This window comes from Deinococcus misasensis DSM 22328 (assembly GCF_000745915.1).
Lineage (GTDB): Bacteria > Deinococcota > Deinococci > Deinococcales > Deinococcaceae > Deinococcus_C > Deinococcus_C misasensis.
The window spans coordinates 1-18,375 of sequence record NZ_JQKG01000034.1; the positions used below are offsets into that span (position 1 = coordinate 1).

The 18,375-nt window shown below is 54.6% G+C and carries 23 protein-coding genes and 2 tRNA genes; 12 read left to right on the top strand and 13 right to left on the bottom strand.

The window, feature by feature from the left end:
• Nucleotides 1–259: 259 nt before the first annotated feature.
• Together Q371_RS17325 and Q371_RS17330 are read left to right on the top strand one after the other, a co-directional pair.
• A tRNA-Arg gene (locus Q371_RS17325) sits at nucleotides 260–331 on the top strand.
• A 77-nt stretch (nucleotides 332–408) separates the two neighbouring features.
• Nucleotides 409–479, top strand: a tRNA-Leu gene (locus tag Q371_RS17330).
• A gap of 130 nt (nucleotides 480–609) precedes the next feature.
• On the opposite strand, the gene Q371_RS28110 is transcribed toward Q371_RS17330, so the two are convergent.
• Nucleotides 610–732: a hypothetical protein gene (locus Q371_RS28110; protein ID WP_281174326.1), complete on the bottom strand. Its 123-nt coding sequence runs from the start codon at nucleotides 730–732 to the stop codon at nucleotides 610–612.
• Nucleotides 733–897: 165 nt separating this feature from the next.
• Between Q371_RS28110 and Q371_RS17335 the strand changes: the two genes are divergently transcribed.
• On the top strand, nucleotides 898–2,451 hold the full coding sequence (locus Q371_RS17335) for a slipin family protein (RefSeq protein WP_051964695.1): 1,554 nt from the start codon (nucleotides 898–900) through the stop codon (nucleotides 2,449–2,451).
• A 116-nt stretch (nucleotides 2,452–2,567) separates the two neighbouring features.
• A complete protein-coding gene (locus tag Q371_RS17340; protein ID WP_034342646.1) occupies nucleotides 2,568–2,879 on the top strand; it encodes a hypothetical protein in 312 nt (103 codons plus the stop codon).
• A 50-nt stretch (nucleotides 2,880–2,929) separates the two neighbouring features.
• Here the strand turns inward: Q371_RS17340 and Q371_RS17345 are convergent, their stop codons facing one another.
• Nucleotides 2,930–3,223: a hypothetical protein gene (locus Q371_RS17345; protein ID WP_034342649.1), complete on the bottom strand. Its 294-nt coding sequence runs from the start codon at nucleotides 3,221–3,223 to the stop codon at nucleotides 2,930–2,932.
• A gap of 80 nt (nucleotides 3,224–3,303) precedes the next feature.
• A complete protein-coding gene (locus Q371_RS17350) occupies nucleotides 3,304–3,759 on the bottom strand; it encodes a metallophosphoesterase family protein (RefSeq protein ID WP_034342650.1) in 456 nt (151 codons plus the stop codon).
• 124 nt (nucleotides 3,760–3,883) lie between these two features.
• Here Q371_RS17350 and Q371_RS17355 point away from each other — a divergent pair, with 124 nt between their 5' ends.
• Together Q371_RS17355 and Q371_RS17360 are read left to right on the top strand one after the other, a co-directional pair.
• A complete protein-coding gene (locus tag Q371_RS17355; RefSeq protein WP_034342652.1) occupies nucleotides 3,884–4,612 on the top strand; it encodes an SDR family NAD(P)-dependent oxidoreductase in 729 nt (242 codons plus the stop codon).
• 24 nt (nucleotides 4,613–4,636) lie between these two features.
• On the top strand, nucleotides 4,637–5,380 hold the full coding sequence (locus tag Q371_RS17360; protein ID WP_034342653.1) for an alpha/beta hydrolase: 744 nt from the start codon (nucleotides 4,637–4,639) through the stop codon (nucleotides 5,378–5,380).
• An 81-nt stretch (nucleotides 5,381–5,461) separates the two neighbouring features.
• Here Q371_RS17360 and Q371_RS17365 read toward each other — a convergent pair whose 3' ends face one another.
• Complete coding sequence (locus Q371_RS17365; protein WP_034342655.1) at nucleotides 5,462–5,950, bottom strand: helix-turn-helix domain-containing protein; 489 nt, start codon at nucleotides 5,948–5,950, stop codon at nucleotides 5,462–5,464.
• A 247-nt stretch (nucleotides 5,951–6,197) separates the two neighbouring features.
• On the opposite strand from Q371_RS17365, the gene dps reads away from it, so the two are divergent.
• Nucleotides 6,198–6,686, top strand: a complete 489-nt coding sequence (gene dps / locus Q371_RS17370; RefSeq protein WP_034342657.1) for a DNA starvation/stationary phase protection protein Dps — start codon at nucleotides 6,198–6,200, stop codon at nucleotides 6,684–6,686.
• A gap of 72 nt (nucleotides 6,687–6,758) precedes the next feature.
• Here the strand turns inward: dps and Q371_RS17375 are convergent, their stop codons facing one another.
• The 6 genes from Q371_RS17375 to Q371_RS17405 form a co-directional block, all read right to left on the bottom strand.
• Complete coding sequence (locus Q371_RS17375; protein ID WP_034342659.1) at nucleotides 6,759–7,292, bottom strand: GreA/GreB family elongation factor; 534 nt, start codon at nucleotides 7,290–7,292, stop codon at nucleotides 6,759–6,761.
• Between the two features lie 75 nt (nucleotides 7,293–7,367).
• Nucleotides 7,368–8,438 (bottom strand): type IV pilus twitching motility protein PilT, encoded by a 1,071-nt coding sequence (locus Q371_RS17380; protein WP_034342662.1) that lies wholly within the window; start codon nucleotides 8,436–8,438, stop codon nucleotides 7,368–7,370.
• Nucleotides 8,435–9,268: a pantoate--beta-alanine ligase gene (panC, locus tag Q371_RS17385; protein WP_034342723.1), complete on the bottom strand. Its 834-nt coding sequence runs from the start codon at nucleotides 9,266–9,268 to the stop codon at nucleotides 8,435–8,437. The genes Q371_RS17380 and panC overlap by 4 nt, the downstream gene beginning before the upstream one ends.
• Nucleotides 9,269–9,390: 122 nt before the next feature.
• Nucleotides 9,391–9,807, bottom strand: a complete 417-nt coding sequence (locus Q371_RS27785) for a PspC domain-containing protein (protein WP_051964697.1) — start codon at nucleotides 9,805–9,807, stop codon at nucleotides 9,391–9,393.
• Between the two features lie 104 nt (nucleotides 9,808–9,911).
• Nucleotides 9,912–11,216: an adenylosuccinate lyase gene (gene purB, locus Q371_RS17400; RefSeq protein ID WP_034342663.1), complete on the bottom strand. Its 1,305-nt coding sequence runs from the start codon at nucleotides 11,214–11,216 to the stop codon at nucleotides 9,912–9,914.
• A gap of 175 nt (nucleotides 11,217–11,391) precedes the next feature.
• Entirely contained in the window at nucleotides 11,392–12,078 is a 687-nt protein-coding gene (locus tag Q371_RS17405; protein WP_034342665.1) for a hypothetical protein, read from the bottom strand.
• Between the two features lie 127 nt (nucleotides 12,079–12,205).
• Between Q371_RS17405 and Q371_RS17410 the strand changes: the two genes are divergently transcribed.
• The 4 genes from Q371_RS17410 to Q371_RS17425 all read left to right on the top strand — a co-directional run bounded on the left by Q371_RS17410 (nucleotide 12,206) and on the right by Q371_RS17425 (nucleotide 15,483).
• Entirely contained in the window at nucleotides 12,206–12,979 is a 774-nt protein-coding gene (locus Q371_RS17410) for an inositol monophosphatase family protein (protein WP_034342667.1), read from the top strand.
• 74 nt (nucleotides 12,980–13,053) lie between these two features.
• Nucleotides 13,054–13,641 (top strand): class I SAM-dependent methyltransferase, encoded by a 588-nt coding sequence (locus tag Q371_RS17415; protein ID WP_051964699.1) that lies wholly within the window; start codon nucleotides 13,054–13,056, stop codon nucleotides 13,639–13,641.
• A gap of 86 nt (nucleotides 13,642–13,727) precedes the next feature.
• Nucleotides 13,728–14,612, top strand: a complete 885-nt coding sequence (locus Q371_RS17420; protein WP_034342673.1) for a histone deacetylase family protein — start codon at nucleotides 13,728–13,730, stop codon at nucleotides 14,610–14,612.
• A 250-nt stretch (nucleotides 14,613–14,862) separates the two neighbouring features.
• A complete protein-coding gene (locus Q371_RS17425; RefSeq protein WP_051964701.1) occupies nucleotides 14,863–15,483 on the top strand; it encodes a Crp/Fnr family transcriptional regulator in 621 nt (206 codons plus the stop codon).
• 259 nt (nucleotides 15,484–15,742) lie between these two features.
• Here the strand turns inward: Q371_RS17425 and ispH are convergent, their stop codons facing one another.
• From ispH to Q371_RS17440, 3 genes are read right to left on the bottom strand one after another with little or no spacing between them, the layout of a single operon-like run.
• On the bottom strand, nucleotides 15,743–16,726 hold the full coding sequence (gene ispH / locus Q371_RS17430) for a 4-hydroxy-3-methylbut-2-enyl diphosphate reductase (RefSeq protein ID WP_034342676.1): 984 nt from the start codon (nucleotides 16,724–16,726) through the stop codon (nucleotides 15,743–15,745).
• Between the two features lie 28 nt (nucleotides 16,727–16,754).
• Nucleotides 16,755–16,934, bottom strand: coding sequence for a hypothetical protein (locus Q371_RS17435; RefSeq protein ID WP_034342678.1), 180 nt, complete (start codon nucleotides 16,932–16,934; stop codon nucleotides 16,755–16,757).
• Nucleotides 16,931–17,296 (bottom strand): hypothetical protein, encoded by a 366-nt coding sequence (locus Q371_RS17440; protein WP_034342680.1) that lies wholly within the window; start codon nucleotides 17,294–17,296, stop codon nucleotides 16,931–16,933. Before Q371_RS17440 ends, Q371_RS17435 begins: the two co-directional genes overlap by 4 nt.
• A gap of 143 nt (nucleotides 17,297–17,439) precedes the next feature.
• On the opposite strand from Q371_RS17440, the gene Q371_RS28115 reads away from it, so the two are divergent.
• Nucleotides 17,440–18,291 (top strand): DUF1517 domain-containing protein, encoded by an 852-nt coding sequence (locus Q371_RS28115; RefSeq protein WP_034342682.1) that lies wholly within the window; start codon nucleotides 17,440–17,442, stop codon nucleotides 18,289–18,291.
• The last annotated feature ends 84 nt before the right edge of the window (nucleotides 18,292–18,375 follow it).

Below are 18,375 nucleotides of genomic sequence, written 5' to 3' on the forward strand. Positions count from 1 at the left end.
GGGGACCTGGGAACAAAAGAGGGTCAAACTTTTCCAGCAGTTTTTCGGCCTCTGAACCGTCCAAAACTTCATCAAATTCCCCAAGGGTCAATAGAAGCGCTTAAGCCAGTTTTTCCTCTCTGGTAGGCTTTTTCTTTGATGGTGCCTGCATGCACATTCTGGTACTTTGATGAACGGAAAGACAGTGTAGCGGTCAGGGTTCTGATGCCCTGCTGGCACAGGCGGTTTTGCCGATGCTGTGTACCACTCTGGATTTCCACAAGTGATGGCTCAGTCTGGTAGAGCGGATGGAACGTCCATCAGGTCAAAGGTTCAAATCCTTTTCACTTGCGGATCCGCCCGGGGCCGGGCAACGAATTCGGGATTCGTCGGGTTTTCCCACAGCAGGTTCGACTCCTGCATCCAACTTTGGTTTTCGCTTAATGGTAGAGCATCTGACTCAAAATCAGACGGTACAGGTTCGAATCCTGTAAACCCATCCCACGACTGAAAATCGTGACCTCTGAGATTTGGGCTTCCAAAAGGGGAATGCTTTTGTGGCCTTCCAGAGGACCTTGCTCTTTTCACTTGAAGTTCTGCTGTCAAAGGCAGGGTTTCAAGCTGTTCAGGTCAATTTCCTCTGGAGCACCGAAAGCCTCCGTCGTCCATCGAGGCTTGTCCTCCGCCCCGTTCAGGCAGGATGCCAGAGCGTTTGAGGCGTCCGCCGCAACGGGAGTGCAGGCATGACTCCATGGATGAAGGTGATTTCCCCTTGAGGGGTCCGTTTTGAAGACCCACAACACCAGAAACCCTTTCTCAAAAACCCCTTTCAGAAAACATTGTTTCATTCACAATCCGCCACATCACCGACCCGAGGTTTCGCACCCCTCTGGTTGTGCGAAAGGAGGTGCGCAGACCATGAAAAACCTGCAAACCAACGTGTTCACCACCCGAGTTTCCGTCAAGCCCTTCGAGCGTGCCTTGCTGTACCAGAAAGACCGTCTGGTTCGCATCCTGAAAGGGGGAGAGTACACCTTCTGGGGGCGCGGCTACAGCCTGGAAACCTTCAACATCAACCAGCCCCTGTTCAAACACGCTTTGCAGGACTACTTGCTGTCAGAGCGCACCGACCTGATCGCTGAATTCTTCGAAGTGGTTCGCACCAGAGAAGGACAGGTTGCAGTGGTGTGCAGAAATCAGGACTTGCTGGATGTGGTGACGCCCCGCACTGTGCAACTGTACTGGAAGGGATTCACCCCTCTGGACATCGAAACACTGGAGGTCAAAGGGGGCCTGAGCCTGCCTGCAAACCACCTGTTGCTGACCCAGAAGTACAGTGCCGTCCTGAACCGCGTGTTCACCGACGTGAATCCCGGAGACCGCCAGTATGCTCTGGTGGAACGCTCTGGACGCCTTGCGGATCTGGTGCTGCCCGGTCAGCGCAAACTGTACTTGCAGGAGGCCCAGAGAACAGCTGTGTCTTACGTGAACCTGCGCCAGAGTCTGGACCAGAACACCCAGGAGGTGATCCGCACCCTGCATGCCGATTGGCTGGACCTGTTCGATGTCTGCAAGCTGTCTGACACCGAGATTGGGGTGGTTCGCCACAACCAGAAGGTGATCGATGTGCGTGCTGCGGGACAGGGTCTGATGTACCTCAAAGCTGCGGGTCTGGAGGTGGAACGCCTGAGCGTTCAGCAGAACTTTGAAGTCACCCCCGAGCAGTACGACGCCCTGAAAACCGCTGAGACCGCAGTTCGGACCTACGCCATCGATGAAATCGAGGTGCCTGAGTACCATCTGGGCATGCTGTTCGTGGATGGTGCATTCAGCCGACTTCTGAAGGCCGGGCGCTACGCATTCTGGAAATTTGGCCGCAGTTACCGGGTCAAACTGTCCGATCAGCGTTTGCAGACCCTTGAAGTGAGCGGTCAGGAAATCCTGACCCGCGACAAGGTGGCCCTGCGCCTCAACCTGAGTGCCGGGTACCGCATCACCGATGTGCTGGTGGCCACAGCCAAATTCTCGGACATCGAGCAGTACCTGTACCGTGAACTGCAACTGGGCCTGAGAACCGCGGTGGGAACCCGTTCTCTGGACGAGCTTCTGGAAGACAAAGGGGTGCTGGACGCGGTGGTGAAAGAGCACATCCGCAGCAAAACCGAAGGTCTGGGCATCGAAATGGAATCGGTGGGGGTCAGAGACATCATCCTGCCCGGAGAGATGAAAACCATCTTGTCTCAGGTGGTGCAGGCCGAGAAATCTGCTCAGGCCAATGTGATCCGCAGGCGTGAAGAAACCGCTGCCACCCGCAGCCTTCTGAACACCGCCAGAGTCATGGAAGACAACCCTGTGGCCTTGCGCCTCAAGGAACTGGAAACCCTGGAAAGGGTCACCGAAAAAATCGACAACATCAGTGTGTATGGCGGCCTCGAAGGGGTGCTGACCGACCTGATCCGCATCAAAAAATAGCAGCAAAGGGGCCTCCAGAGGCTCCTTTCTTGCTTTTGCATTCTTTTGTATTTCATGAAGGGCCAACAGTGAAGTGGCAACAGTTGGTCACGTTTTTACGTCATAAGCTAAATTTCATGGAGAGTTATGATGGAAGCGATCTCTGGCGCAGCCGTCTGGATCCCAAATTTGAAGAAATGGTGACGTTCTTCGGGTTTCACGGCATTGAGTTGCGCTGGTTGGAAGAAGTGGAAGAGGTGCAGGAGGTGGGTGCAGAAACCCCTGTGTTTGTGAATGGTTTTTGTGCCTTCCATCAGGGGAAACTGCTGGCCAGTTGCCAGCATGGTGATTTCAAACACCGCATCCATGCCACCCTGCGTGAAGTGGCCCAGCGTTTTCAGGAAATGGGCTACCACGTGCCGGGTTTTCAGTCCGGACAGGTCATCTGAAAGCCAAAATTCACGCCCGGTTGTCCGGGCGTTTTTTGATGTACTCCACTTCAGTGGACTGCAGGAATGTCCATGCTGGGATAATTTCCCTCGCTGTCGGCAAAAAGACCTTCTTGAATGGCATAGCGGATGTGCTGATCCAGAGCTTCCAGAGCGGCAATGCGGTCGCTTTGCTCAATGAATCCTCTGGCAAAGCGCAAGTTGACCCCTTTCTGGCCGTTGCGCACCAGCAGTTCCAGATGCTCACCGGTCAGGTGGCTGGAAACCTCGTAATTGCTGTCGTCTTGAATGATGTGTTTGACCTCTCCGGCCAGAAAATCTGCAGTGTTCTGTGCAAAGTCCATGCTGGGAGTTTAAAGGGTGGGCTTTTGGTTGTCTGTGGAAAATGCTGAAAAGCGACCATGGCAAGGCCAGCGTTTTGCAATCAAAACACCACAAATTTGTGCTGGATTTTTTTGCCTTCGATGGTCAACCAGGCCATGCTGATTGGTAAATTGAAGCGCTTGGGGCCAATGGACCCCGGATTCAGAAAAAGCACTCCGCCTCTTTTCTCAGCCTTCGGGATGTGGGTGTGCCCGGAAATGATCACATCAAAACCCCCTTCCTCTGGCTTCAGATCCAGTTCTTCGAGGTTGTGAAGCAGGTAAAACCACACCTCTCCCAGTTTGATGGCGTGGGTTTTGGGGGTGTGGCGGTAAAACCATGGATCGCGGTCCACATTGCCACGCACCGCATACATGGGGGCAATGGAGGAGAGCTCGTCGTGGATTTCGGGTTTGCCCACATCACCAGCATGCAGGATGAAGTCGGCGTCTGCGAGGAGGGTTTTGACCTCTGGGCGCAGCAGGCCATGGGTGTCAGAAAGGATGGCAATTCGCATGGTTCAGATCGTCCATCAGTGTACCTGAACATCATCGTGTAAAGTAAGGAAATCCAGTCAGGCTGCCGTCAGATCGATCCTTTAAGATTTGGACCAGTCACAACATGGAGGTTTGAGGACAGCGATGCACATTCTGATCACAGGGGCCTCAAGTGGAATTGGACTGATCACGGCCGAAGCTTTGCTGGAAGCAGGGCATCAGGTGACGGTGGCAGCCCGACGTTATGATCGGTTTGCTCCTCTGCAAGCCATGTATGGACCTGAATTTCTGTTTCCCGTCAAAGCGGATTTGCGTGTCGAACAAGAACTCGAAAATCTGGTGCGTGAAGCCAGAGCCACGTTTGGACCCATTGATGTGCTCATCAACAATGCAGGCATCAGCCGGGGACCGGGTTGGCATCAGGATGTGCGGTCCATGGATGTGGTGCAGCTCAATTTGATGGCGGCCATTCGCCTGACCCAAATGGTGTTGCCTGACATGCTGGAACGCAAACAGGGGCACATCATCAACATGGGGTCTGTGGCTGGGCAGGTTCCAGTCAGCACCCTGTACTCGGCCTCCAAGTTTGGCCTGAGGGGTTTTTCTCTGGCATTGAGACGTGAATTGCTCGGCACCGGAGTGCATGTTTCCCTGATTGCACCGGGCTTTGTGGAAACCGACATGACCGCAAAACGCAAAGTGCCCAAAATTCCACCCGGCAAAGTGGCAGAATTGATTTTGAAACTCCTCAAGCACCCCCGAGCAGAAGTGGTCATTCCGGGCTATTATAAAATCCTGATCACTCTGGAGCAGGTGTTCCCCGGATTTGGGGACTTCCTCGTGCGTCGTCGGCAAATGCTGGAAACAACCTGATATGATCGCGTTATTAAAGGAGCGGTGAGTGTGCTGGAAGTGTTGCAAATGGGAGCCAGAGCATGGACGGAACCCCGATCCATCCGGGTTTTTATTCCTGACAATTTGAATCCCAGAGAAGCCCGAGTTTTGGTCATGCTGGACGGTCAGAATGCTTTCGATCAGTCCACGGCTTTCATTGAGTCCTGGAATGCCCATCAGGTGTTGCAGGCCCGTGCCATGAAAGGCGAAGCTTTTGCTGTGGTGGCCATCGACAACGCCGGAGAAGCCCACGCCCGTTTGCACGAGTACAACCTCAAGAAAGGGGCTTCTGCTCTTGGAGAAGCCATTTTCAGTGATGTGCTGCCCAAAATTGGCCGTGAGTACGGTCTGAAGATGCATGGGCAGAACATTGCCGTGATGGGGGCAGGTCTGGCCGGGGTGTGTGCCCTGTATCTGGGCCTCAAGTATTCGGTGGCCCTGACAGCATGCATCAGCCCATCGCTCTGGGTGTGGGGACCGGATGTGAACGCTTTCATCCACGCTTCCCAGGGGCACAACCGCATTTATCTGGACACCGGCACCCATGAGGCCGGAGCACACGCTTTGAATCAGGAAAACCTCAAGAAAGTCCGGGCTTTGCGTGAGGACCTCATCCGTGCAGGACATCAGGTGGCTTATCAGGAAGTGACTGGGGCCACCCACTCTGAGAAACACTGGCGCTTGCGTTTGCCGGTGGTCCTCGATGCCTTCATGAATTTCGATGAAGTGTCCAAAATCTGGCACTGAAATCTGACACTGAAAAAGCCCTTGTTGGGATCCCAACAAATCACCAGCTTCAAAAGAGAATCAAAAAAGCCTGAGCAATGCTCAGGCTTTCTCAGGTCGGTAAATGGGCATGGGTTCACCGTAAATCTGCTGGTAGATGAAATCCAGGCGCTTGACATAGCTCCATGCAGTGACCGGATGCATTTTCACCTGCAGGTGGTTTTCAATCCATTCGGAGATGGTGTTGGCGGTCCAGCGGCCTCCTCCCGGAGGGGCATCCAGCAGTGCTTTTTGCAGCACCTCGGCTTGCTCATCGCTGAGGGATTTGCGTTTGCCACCGGGATTGTGTCGGTGACCGTCCATCAGACCGTTGGGGCCATCTTCGTTCCAGCGGTGCACGATTTTTCGCACCCAGACTTCGGTGAAGCCTGTGATCTCTGCAATGTGCTGCACAGTGAAATCGGGATGTTTGCTCATCAGCCAGATCACCTGCCAGCGCATTTTTTCTTTGATGGAAGGGCAGTTCTTGTAGCGGTGCTGGATGTCGCGCAGGGGAAGGTGTGGCTGTATTTTCAGGGGACGCTGTGGCATGGAGCCTCCAGAGAAGCAGGAGAGAAGACCAGAATGATGGACAACCCGGAGGAAATCCGGGTTCAGAAGTTGTAACTATGATTGAAAATTATCTTACACAACAGTAAAAAAATCAACATGGCAAGTTAGACCTCTGACGCAAAGTGTTTCAGACGACAAATCTTTGAAAGGATTTTTGTGGGTGTTCATGCAAAACCCCTGAAATGCAAATGCTAATTTCAAACAGAACTTTGATCAAGGAGGAAAAATGGAAAACCGCACTTTTCACACCCGACTGGACCTCAATTCCGAAACCCGCCATGCCATGACCGACCGCTTGAATCAACTGGTGGCTGATCTTTTTGACCTGTATTCTCAGGTGAAGCAAGCCCACTGGAACCTCAAAGGCATGCAGTTCATCGCGGTCCATGAACTGCTGGACCAACATGCTGCAGAACTGCTGACCTTCATTGACGAACTGGCTGAAAGGGCTTCCACTCTGGGAGGATATGCTCTGGGAACGGTGCGTCAGAGTGCCAAAAGCACCCGTTTGCCCGAGTTGTCCGTGCAACTCACGGATGTGCGTTCCTACATCAGTGCCCTTTCCGACGCTTACGCCGTGGCTGCCCGATGTGCCCGTGAAAACATCAATGATGCCGATGAAAAAGGAGACAAGGTGACTGCCGATCTGTTCACCGAAGTCAGCACCGCTCTGGACAAACGCCTGTGGTTCTTGGAAGCCCATTTGCAATCCTGAGCCCAGCATCCAGCCATCAAAAAAGCCCTTCCAATGGAAGGGCTTGATACTGCCTCAAAGCAGCAGAGAAGCTCAATCGAAGTGAATGGCTTTGATGGTGTACTTGACGGTGGTTTTCTCGTTGGGACGCACCACCACCACATCACCGACACCCTTGCCCAGCAACTCCTGACCCAGAGGGCTCTGGTCGCTGATTTTCTTTTTGAACACGTCGGCTTCGTAAGCGCCCACGATTTCAAAGGTGTGCAGTTTGCCTTTATCGTCCTGGATTTCCACTTTGGCTCCGAGGGCCACACCGCTTCTGCGGCTGGCTTCCACGCGGTATTTGACTTTGGAGAGGTCCACAGAGGCGCTCTTGAGTTCGGACAGGTCCTCAATGATCACCACAGCTTTGCTGACCAGTTCTTCCAGCTCGGCAATTTTGGCTTCGTTCTCGGATTGCAGCATGCGTGCCTCATCGTAGGCAGCACTTTCGCGGAGGTCTCCGTCTGCAATGGCTTTGCCCATGTAATCGCTGATCTCGGGGCGGCGGACTTTCTTCAGGTGATCCAGGTCATTGACCAGCTTTTCGTAGCCTTTGACGGTGATTTCGTGTGTTTTGGTCATGGTTTTCCTTCTTTTGCGGGGTTTCAGTAGACAACGCGAGTGGTCTTCACTCGCGTTTGCCTGAGAAGGCTTATTTTACCAGCTGTTGCTGGAGGTGAGCATGAGTCGGAGTTCGTGCGCGCTGGTTGCACTGGCAATCGCCTCATCAAGGGTGATGAGTTGTTCTTCGTACAGGCGCACAAGGTACTGGTCGAACGTGTGCATGCCACGCAGGCTGCCTTCGGCCAGTGCATCTTTGATGAGGGGGGTTTTTTCCTCATCGCGGATGTATTCACGGATGAGGGGGGTGTTGATCAGGGCCTCGTAAGCCAGCACGCGACCCTCGCCCGTGGCCTTGCGGAGCAAACGCTGGCTGACAATCCCAATCAAGGAATCCGACAACTGAATGCGGATTTGTTCCCTTTCGTGTGGCGCAAAGAAATCAATGATGCGGTTCACGGTGCGCATGGCATCCTGGGTGTGCAGGGTGCTGAGCACAAGGTGTCCAGTCTGGGCAGCTGAAAGCGCCGCTTCTACGGTTTCCTTGTCCCGCATCTCGCCGATCAGAATCACATCTGGATCCTGACGCAAAGCATACTTCAGGGCGCTTTTGAAATCAGAGGTGTCCTGACCCACTTCACGCTGGACCACGATGCTCTGGTGGTTCTTGTGCAAGAACTCGATGGGATCTTCAATGGTGATGATGTTGTAAGCAAAGTGGCGGTTGATGTAATCCACCATGCTGGCGAGGGTGGTGGATTTTCCGGAACCGGTGGGACCGGTCACCAGAATCAGACCCCGGTCCTGATTCACGTAATCTTCCAGCAAAGTGGTGGGCAGGCCCAGAGATTCGAAGCTGGGAATGTTGTTGTGGATGACCCGCATCACAATGCCCACACTGCCACGCTGTTTGAACACGTTGCAACGGAAACGACCCACACTCGGGAACGAATACCCGAAGTCCAACTCGTAGCGGTGTTCGAATTCAGCAAGTTGACGCTCGGTCATCAGTTCTTTGACAATCGAGCGCATGTCATCGGGGGTTAAGATCTTGTCACCAAAACGGGACAGGTGACCGTCAATTCGAGCGATGGGTGGGGAGCCGACATGCAAGTGAATGTCGGAGGCTCGCCGGGAAATCATTTGGATAGCAAGTTCACCAATCATACCAGTCCCATGTTGTCGATCAGGCGCACGTTGAAAAGCCGTGCAGCCACGAGAAGCCTGTGGTCAGAATCGCCGATCACTTCGACGTGTTGCAGGGTTGCTGCATCCACCAGTGTGAAGTATTCCAAGTTTAACGCTTCTTCACCCTCCAAGACCACCCTTCCTGCTTGCAAAATCGCTTCAGACCTGCGTTCACCCTGCTGGTAAGCGTCTCTGGCAGCCATCAGGGCGCGGTAAATCACGTCTGCACGCTGTTTCTGCTCAGGAGAAAAATAGCTGTTGCGGCTGCTCATGGCCAGTCCATTGGGCTCACGCACTGTGGGGCAGGAGACGATGCGGGTGGGATGGTTGAAATCCCGCACCAACTGGCGGATCACCGCCACCTGCTGGAAATCTTTTTCACCAAAATAAGCGGCTTCTGCCCCCACAATGTTGAGCAGTTTCAAAACCACTGTGGCCACACCATTGAAATGGCCTGGACGTTTTTCCCCTTCCAGAGGCAAAGCGGCCCCCTGCACATCAATATTGGTGGCAAATCCCTCCGGGTACATTTCACGCACAGAAGGGGCAAAAATGATGTCTGCTCCGGCCTCTTCGGCAATGCGGATGTCTGCCTCAAGGTTGCGGGGGTATTTTTCGAAGTCCTCATTGGGACCAAATTGGGTGGGGTTCACGAAAATGCTCAGCACCACCGTCTGGTGTTGGGCTCTGGCCTGCTGGATCAGGCTGGCATGTCCCTGATGCAGAAAACCCATGGTGGGCACGAATCCGACGCTGTGGTGTTGACCCAGCATCTGGCGCAGCCCGGAAACAGTATGAACGACTTGCATGGCTGCCTCATGATACCGGGTTTCGAAGGGACAGACCGTCCATGGGGGGTGGAACAACCTCCTCTTCAAAAAATCCAAACCCGAGATGGGGTGCACCCCATCTCGGGTTTGTGATTCAAAACTCACAGGTTTTCTTGGGGAAGCAGCATCCAGAGGATCAGGTAGACCCCAGCGAGCACGCCACCTGACAGCAAGGTCAGCACCACAAAGAAGATGCGCAGGATGTTCACATCCAGTTTGTAGTAACGGCTGATGCCACCACACACCCCAGCCACCATGCGTTCGGTGCGTGAGCGTTTCAAGTCTCCGAACAGGGGAGGGAAGGTTTTTTCACTGCCCAGAGGTCCCTCTGGCAGCAAAATCCAGGCGGCAATGTAGGCAAGGGCCAGCACGCCACCCACAGGGTAATAAATGGCCAGCAAAGCCACTGCAATGCGCAAAATCGCCGGGTTGATGTTGAAATACTGACCCAGACCTCCCAGGACCCCGGCAAGAATCCGGTCCTGTCTGGTGCGAACAATTTTCTTCTGGTCCAACATGGTACGGTCACCTCTGTCACTGAATACGGTGCTTCTCTGGCAGAGGTTCCCAACAAAAACCCCCTTCTTTGCAGAAGGAGGTCAGGGAATGTTGCCCTTTGAAATTACAGGCCGAAACGGGCGTAGATGGCATCCACTTCACGCAGGTACCAGTCCAGATTGAAAGCCGCATCGAGTTGCTCCTGAGACAGGGGCATCTCGGGGTCTTTTTCCAGCAGTTCGCGCAGGGGAACACCGGTTTCCCAGGATTCCAGGCTGTTGCGTTGCACGATGGCATAGGCGGTTTCACGCAGCATGCCCGTATCGATCAGCTTGTGCAGCACACGCTGCGAGAAGATCAGGCCGCCCAGAGCGTTCATGTTGTACAGCATGCGCTCGGGGAAGACCACCAGATCCTTGAGGATGCGGGTCAGGCGGCGGGTGGCAAAGGTGGCAGCCGCAGTGGTGTCGGGCAGGATCACCCGTTCTGCGCTGGAGTGGGAGATGTCCCGCTCGTGCCAGAGGGTCATGTTCTCAAGGGCCACCTGCAGGTTGCCACGCATCAGGCGCGCCATGCCTGTGATGTTTTCACATCCGATGGGATTTTTCTTGTGGGGCATGCTTGAAGAGCCTTTTTGACCTTTGGCGAAAGGTTCCATGGCTTCGCGCACTTCAGAGCGTTGCAGGTGGCGGATTTCCACGGCAATTTTTTCGAGGGTTCCGCCGAAGATGGCCAGAGCCGACATCACTTCGGCAATGCGGTCACGGCTGAGGGTCTGGTTGGTGACTTTGGCGATGTCCCATCCCCAAGCCTCTGCGACGAATTCTTCCACTTTGGGGCTCACGTGGGCAAAGGTGCCCACCGAACCGGACAGCATCACCACGCGCACCAGTTTGCGGGCGGCTTCAAGGCGCACCAGATCGCGGTCCAGAGCGCTCATCCAGTTCAGGAACTTCAGACCGAAAGTCATGGGCTCGGCATGGATGCCGTGGGTGCGACCAATGCAGGGGGTGTGCTTGTAGACCACAGCCTGTTCACGGCACACTTCACGCAGGTTTTGCACGTCTTGGATGATGATGCCCAGAGCATCGTCCAGAATCAGGTTCTGTGCGGTGTCCACCACATCGGTGGAAGTCAGACCCAGGTGGATGAACCGCGCATTCTCGCCGTAACGCTCCGTGAGGGCGGTGGTGAAAGCCACGATGTCGTGACGGGTCACGTTCTCGATTTCTGCCACACGATCTGCAAAAGCTTCATCCAGAGGGTCGCTCTGGGACTTTTGAAGCAGGTCGTCGTAGGCTTCCTGCGGCACTTCATTCAGGCTCACCCATGCACGGACGGCTTCAAGTTCCACTTTCAGCCAGGCACGGTATTTGTTGGCTTCGGACCACAGGGTCTTCATTTCCTTGGTTAAGTAACGGTCAATCACCCTGATAATGTACCGTATTTGCTGACTGGCAAGGTGCTGCTGTTTTAGGCAGGGTTGGGGTGGGCTGTGTCAAGCCTCACCAGCCTTCAGCGAACATCAGAGGGGATTTTGTTCAGGATGACAAATGTGTTCTTGACCTTGACAAACGAAAAACTTGCTCGGTCCATACTGGTCTTCAGCCTTCAGCTTTTGGTCCTGGTTTGACTGTTGGCCTGGGATTCTGAACCCCCACATACCGCACTTTGACTGCTGGATTGAGCAACACATCCGCAGGGACGTAAGCATTCCAGTATTTGCTGAAGGGGATGGGCTCAGGCATGCCCGCATAACGGGCCAGTTCATTCTGGTACGTGGAACAGTAATAGGTGTCTGGAAAACCTGTGAAGTCGTAATAGGTGTCTTGAAGTTGCCTCACCCTGAAGCCCATGGTGCGCAACTGCTCTGGAGTGGTGCCATCATCCAGAATCACCACAGCGTGGTAATCGTACAGGCGGCTGAGGGGATGGAAACCATTTTTCATGAAGAACTCGCGGGCCTCAATGAGGTTTTTGTCGTCCCACTTGCGGGTGATGTGGGAGCAAGGACCCCAGGGCTTGTAAAAGATGGTTTTGTCCGAGCAGGCCAGAATCAGGCTGCCATTGGGGGCTTTCTTGAGGGCCTCTGGAATGGACATCCACTTGGTGCGGGGCACCTGCTGGGTGGTCAGCAGGTGATCGGGCAAAACGTCTTGCAAGGTGTCGTTGACCTGAAAATGCACATCCCGAACCCCCTGGGTGGGCACCAGAAACACGCAAGAGCTGAGGGTGGTGGTACCCAGCAGGCTGAAAATCCATTTGCGTGATTTCAAGATTGGATGTGGCATCTTTGCCTTTCAGTGTAGAACCTGTCTGTCAGCCCTTTGGTGAGCAAGCACCTTGACAATTTGGCCTGTGGTCAGGGTTTTTGGACAGGCTGTTCATGGCGAGACCCTCAGGGGTTAAGCTGTCCCCATGACAGACCTGAAGGTTTTTCTGGATGTGGCCATTGAAGCTGCCCGCAGTGCCGGAGCCATCCACCTGTTTTACCGGGATCAGGATGTGGGCGTTGCCAGCAAAAGCAATTTCTCCGATCTGGTGACGGTGGTGGACAAGAAATCCGAAGAGAAGATCCGGGAGGTGATTCTCGGGCACTTCCCAGAGCACGCCATTCTGGGCGAGGAAATGGGTCAGAACCGCGAAGCCGATTTCCTCTGGGTGGTGGATCCTCTGGACGGAACCGTGAATTATGCCCATGGCTTTCCGTTCAGTTGTGTTTCGATTGGTCTGGAAATTCGAGGGGTGCGCAGTGTGGGTGTGGTGTTTGATGCCAACCGCAATGAACTGTTCACAGCAGTTCGAGGGCAGGGGGCTTTTCTGAATGGTCGGCGCATTGCGGTGTCCCAAACGCCAGAGCTGATGTCCCCGGCTTTGCTGGCCACAGGGTTTCCTTACGATGTCTCCACCGATTCCACCAACCTTGAGAAACTTTCCCGTTTCCTGAAACTGGGTTTGCCTGTGCGCAGACCCGGAGCCGCAGCCCTCGACATCTCCTACGTGGCCTGCGGCCGTCTGGATGGCTTCTGGGAATACAAGCTGAACCCTTGGGACATGAGCGCTGCCCTGCTCATTCTGGAAGAGGCAGGAGGGCAATTCAGTGACTTCTCGGGGCAGGAGTACCAGTACGGTCAGCCGCTGGTGATCAGCAACGGCAAGATCCACCCACAGATGCTGGAGGTGCTGCAATAATCCCCCATTCCAGAGCGTGGTACCAGCAACTGGCCACCACCCTCGGGGAGTACCGGTATCCTTGGCGTCAGGAAATGGAGGGTCCAAGTGGGGAAGACCTTTACACCCACCTTCTACAAGCCTCCCTCAAACCGGATTCAAAGGTTCTGGAGGCAGGTTGTGCCCACGGTCCGGATGCTGTGGAGCATGTGAATCAGGTGGCTTTGTGGACCGGGTATGACTGGATGGAAGATTTTCTGAAGGTGTCCCGAGAGAAAGTTCCCTCTGGACGTTTTGTGTGCTGGGATGGGAAAACACAGGTTCCAGAGGTTTTGCAGGGTTCGTACAACCTGCTGGTTTCCCGCCGGGGCCCGACCAGTTTTCTGAACCACTTGCAGACGTTTGCAGCTCCAGAGGCTCTGGTGCTGTGCATTTATCCCACTTCAGAGGTGCGTCAGAAGGTGCTGGACAGGTTGCAAGAGGCTGGGGCAGACCTGCTCGGGGAATGGACCTTCAGGGTCCGGGGTCACCTTCCAGAGTTTCAGGATTTTGTGCTCCACCAGCGCTGGAACGCCGATGAAAGAACCATGCAAGCCCTGAAGGAAGAATGGTCCCTGCAGGCCACCAAACATGGTTTTCCTTTCTTTGAAGAGCGCTACATTGTACAAGCCCGGATGCCCTGAAGATTTTGAGGGTTCAAAAGAACAGAAAAATCAGGACAGTAAGTTGGGGTGGAAACGGCTTCTTTTGGACACAGTAGAATTCGCGTGTGCTGAGAGCCTACACCCCTGCCCACATTGTTTTTCCGCTGCCCGAGGGTCACCGTTTTCCCCTGTACAAGTATGCAGGTGTGCGAGACCGACTCCTCGGGAAGCTTCCCATTCTGGATGCCGAATTGATTCCATGGGAGCTTGCTGCCACCGTCCATGACGTGGCTTACCTGAACCGCTGGCGTTACGGTGAGATGAGCCGTGCAGAAGAAAGAGAGTACGGCCTCCCTTGGAGCGTGCAGGTGGTGGACCGTGCCCGAGGTGCTGCAGGTGGCACGCTGGCCGCCATGCAGGACGCTTTGACCTCTGGTTGGGGCATCAACCTTGCTGGAGGGACCCATCATGCATTCAGGAACAAAGCAGAGGGATTTTGCCTCCTGAACGATGTGGCCATCTGTTCTCATCTGGCTTTGCGTGAGGGCGTAGTCAAGCGAATTCTCGTGCTGGACCTCGATGTGCATCAGGGAAATGGCACGGCCAGCATGCTCTCGGGGTACCCGGAGGTGTTCACTTTGAGCATTCATGGGGAAAGAAATTACCCGTTCAGGAAGGAAAAAAGCACCCTTGACATAGGTTTGCCCGATGGGGTCACCGATCTGGAGTATGTGCAGGTTCTGGAGACACAGGTGAAGCCTGCACTTGAGGCGTTCAAGCCAGATCTGGTCTTTTATCTTGCAGGGGTGGATGTGCTCTCAAATGATCGATTTGGGCGGTTCTCGCTCAGTTTGCAAGGGGTGGAACAGCGGGATCGGTGGGTTTTCACATGGTGTTTTGGGGCTGGGGTTCCGGTGGTGAGTGTCATGGCAGGTGGTTACAACAAGAATCCAGAAATGACCGTGCTGGCCGCTGCCCAGACAATCGAGGTCGGATTAAACCTGAAGTGAGGCTGCATGATGCCTGAAGCGAAGCTTAGTCAAATCTTGTACACAGCTGAAATTTCCTCTCTGGATCGGAATATTTTTCATTCATTCTGAGTAAAATGAAAGAATCTCAAAGAGAAATCCCACGACATTGTGTGTATACTCTCTATTGAACAGTAGGTTTTGCTTATACTGAATCACATAGCTGTACAAGGTTTGTTCAACTCTAAGCCACTCGCAATGCATGGGCTTGCATGCCCTCAGGAGGGTCACAATGAAAACTTACGGATCTTACTCAATGGTGGATGTACACGGTCAGGGACGCCCTCTTCGTCGTGGAGACACCCTGTATTACACCGGTGATGCCAGCCCCAGCCTGTACCGTCTGGAAAAAGGCCTGCTCCGTGCTGTGCGCCTCACCCCACAAGGCCGCAACCTCACCGTTCGCCACATCCAACCCGGCGACATCTTTGGTGAAGAAGCCCTTCACAGCCTCCAACGCTCCCATCAGGTGATTGCCCTCACCGACGCTGTGGTGCACCCCATTTACCCCCAGGAACTCCAAGGCGAAGCCCTCTGGGAAGTGCTGCAATCCCTCAGCTCCCAGCTTCAGCGTGTCATGAACGACGGCGTGCACATTCAAGACGGTGAACTCCGCGAGCGCATCGCCCGTTACCTGCTCAACCTTGCCGATTCCTCTCTGGGCGGCGAAGACTCCGAAGGTGTGCGCTTCGTGCGTGCCACCCACGAACTGATTGCTGAAGGCACCGGAGCCACCCGCGAAAGCGTCTCCAAGCTGATCGGTGAAATGCGCGATGACGGCCTCCTGAGCCCCGCTTACCGCTGCATCGCCCTCACCAACGAAAACGAACTGCGCGCCATTGCTGGCTTATAAAGAGACGATCTGAACCTTCCTACAGCTACCGATTGACAGCTGTCCGAACGCCAGAGAGCAGGCCCAGAGTTGCTTTTAGAGCCGCACCTGCAACACAAGGCACCCTGCTTGAGCGCCGAGAGCACTTGAAATTTTTCTTCCCTTCATCTCAATTGACCTGCAAAACATTCAAAACAGAACCCCGGTTTGCATGCCGGGGTTTCTTCTTTTGTTTTTTTCTTTTGTTTTTTGCGTTTTTGATCCGTTTGCTTTGCAGCCTTCAAACCTGTGCAGCAGGTGGAGGCAGGCGTTTGGGTTCCCTGAACTTGATGTTCTCCCATTCCCCTTCTTCAATGACCTCCAGAGCCGGATTCAGCGCAAGGAAGTGCTGCACCACCCTCTGGACCAGATCGTCCGGGGTGCTGGCTGCCGAAGTGATCCCAATGCTGCTCACGCCAGAGAAATCAATGGATTTCACGTCTGCATCGGTTTCCAGGCGGTGTGCACGACCGCACAGGGACTCCGCAAGTTCCAGCAAACGCATGCCGTTGCTGGAATGGGTGCTGGTCAGGACCAGAAAAGCCTGCACGTTGGGTGCGATGTTTTTCACAGCATCCTGACGGTTTTTGGTGGCGTAACACAGGTCATCGCTGGGCGGAATCACCATGTTGGGGAAACGGGATTTCAGCACCTCGATGGTCCTGTACACATCGTCCACATTCAGGGTGGTCTGGGTGAGCACCACCACTTTGTCAGGATCAGGCACCGTGACCGAGTGGGCGCTTTCCATGCCTTTGCCTTCTTTGCCCAGAACCGCAACCACCGTGGTCACGTCTTCGGCTTCCCCTTTGGTGCCAATCACTTCCTGGTGTTTGGCGCTGTCTCCGATGAGCAGGATGTGGTACCCCTCGCGGGCGTACTTCTTGGCCTCGGTGTGCACCTTGGTGACCAGAGGACAGGTGGCATCGATGGTGTGCAGGCCCATGTCCGCAGCCCTCTGGCGCACCACAGGACTGATCCCGTGGGCACTGAAAACAACCGTGTCTCCGTTGGCAGGCAGCATCGGGAGGTCTTGCAAATCCTCCACAAAATGCACCCCGTACTGGTCTTCCAGACGCTCCACCACGGTGTGGTTGTGCACGATGCTGTGGTACACCGTCACCGGTTTGTCCAGAGCCTGTGCAGCCTTCTCGACGGCCTGAATGGCCATCACCACACCTGCACAAAAGCCTCTGGGCTTGGCAAGGTAAATCCGCTCAATCATGTCCACAGTCTAAGGGCAAAATCCAAGGTCAAGGGTGACCCTCGCCAGTTTTCCTGGCCCCGTCCTCAAAAGCCTCCACTTGCGCCGTGATGTCGATTTTTTCGGTGCGTTTCTCTGGAGGGGTGGAAACCGGCATTTTTTTGCGGCTCAGGCCCAGAAGGGCTGCAACGGCTCCCAGCAAAAGCAACCACAACAGAGGCCGCTTCATGCTTGCTCTTTCAAAAGACCCAGACGGCGGGCCAGTTCGGTGCCAATGATGTACTCGTCTTCATCCACCTTCAAAAGGGTGCATTTGCGAGGCAGATAAAAGGCTTTGATGATTTCCCACGCCTCGTCTTCATCTCTGGCCTCGTACCCGAGGTCTTCGATGGTTTCCATCAGCATGCCGTCCAGTTCCTCGCTGCGCAGGGCCTCCAGATGACCGCTGAACACGTAAAGGTCCACAGGATCGTCGGTTTTCTTGGGTTTGATGTCCTTTTTGAACACCAGTTTTTCATCGCGCTCCACCAGACTGGAAAGCAATTGATCCAGTTCTGCACGCGAAAGGGTGAGGGTTTGATCGTCACTCATGCCCTTTCATTGTAAGGGCAAGTCGCATGGCTGAAAGGGGTAAAGTGAGAGCAGGATTCAGCGTGGCTTGAAAGTTCAGCATTCCTCACTTCTCCGGCCCCAGAAATGCTGGATGATGGCAGGAGTTTGATTGGGAGGTCATCATGAAAATCTATTGGACACTCTTCCTCTGGTTGGTTGGCCTGAGCGCATTTGCCCAGAGCGGTGGCGGATTCGGTGGCAGTTCTGGTGGCGGTGGCAGTTCAGGGGGAGGCTCTGGCGGCTACAGTGGGGGCGGTTACAGCGGAGGGGGATACAGTGGCGGTTACGGCGGTCCCATCTTCATTGGTGGCGGAGGGGGTGGAGGTGGCCTTTTTGCCATCATCTTCATCGTCATTGTGATGATGGTGATTTTTCAGGCCATGCAGAAACAACGCAAAGGCCTTGCAGGAGGAGGAGGATATGGGGGTTATGGCCCCAATTCACAAGCCCTGAAAGTCCAGATTCTGCTGGCTGAAGGCGACGAAGTCAAACGGGCCATGCAGCACATTGCCCAGACGGGAGACACCTCCAATTCAGCAGGACTGGCCCGCATGCTCAACGAAGCCGCGCTGAACGTGCTGCGCCACCCGGACCGCTGGATGTATGCCACTCTGGAAAGCACACAGGGCAACCATGGCCAGATGGAATCACAGGTGGGCATGTGGGCCACCGATGCCCGCAGCAGATACACCGATGAAACCACCAGCAACTACGGAAAATTCACCAGAGGCACCACCGATGAAGAAAAAGGCGGACTGTATCTGGCCGTGACCTTGATGGCTGCTTCTCCCAACTTGCCCAACCTGCCCACGGAAGTGAAAGCCTCCAACGTGAAGGCGGCTTTGACTGCTCTCGCTGGAGTTCCTGCCTCTGGACCCATCCGCATTGATGTGGTCTGGAGCCCCGATCAGGAAGGCGAATTCCTCACCGAGGACGAAGCCATGATGAAGTATCCCGAATTGACCAAAATCTGATCTGTAGACCTTTTGACTCTGGGCCTCTTCTGTGTGCAGAAGGGGCTTCTTGCTGGTTTTTTGCGTACGAGATGAGGAGAATTT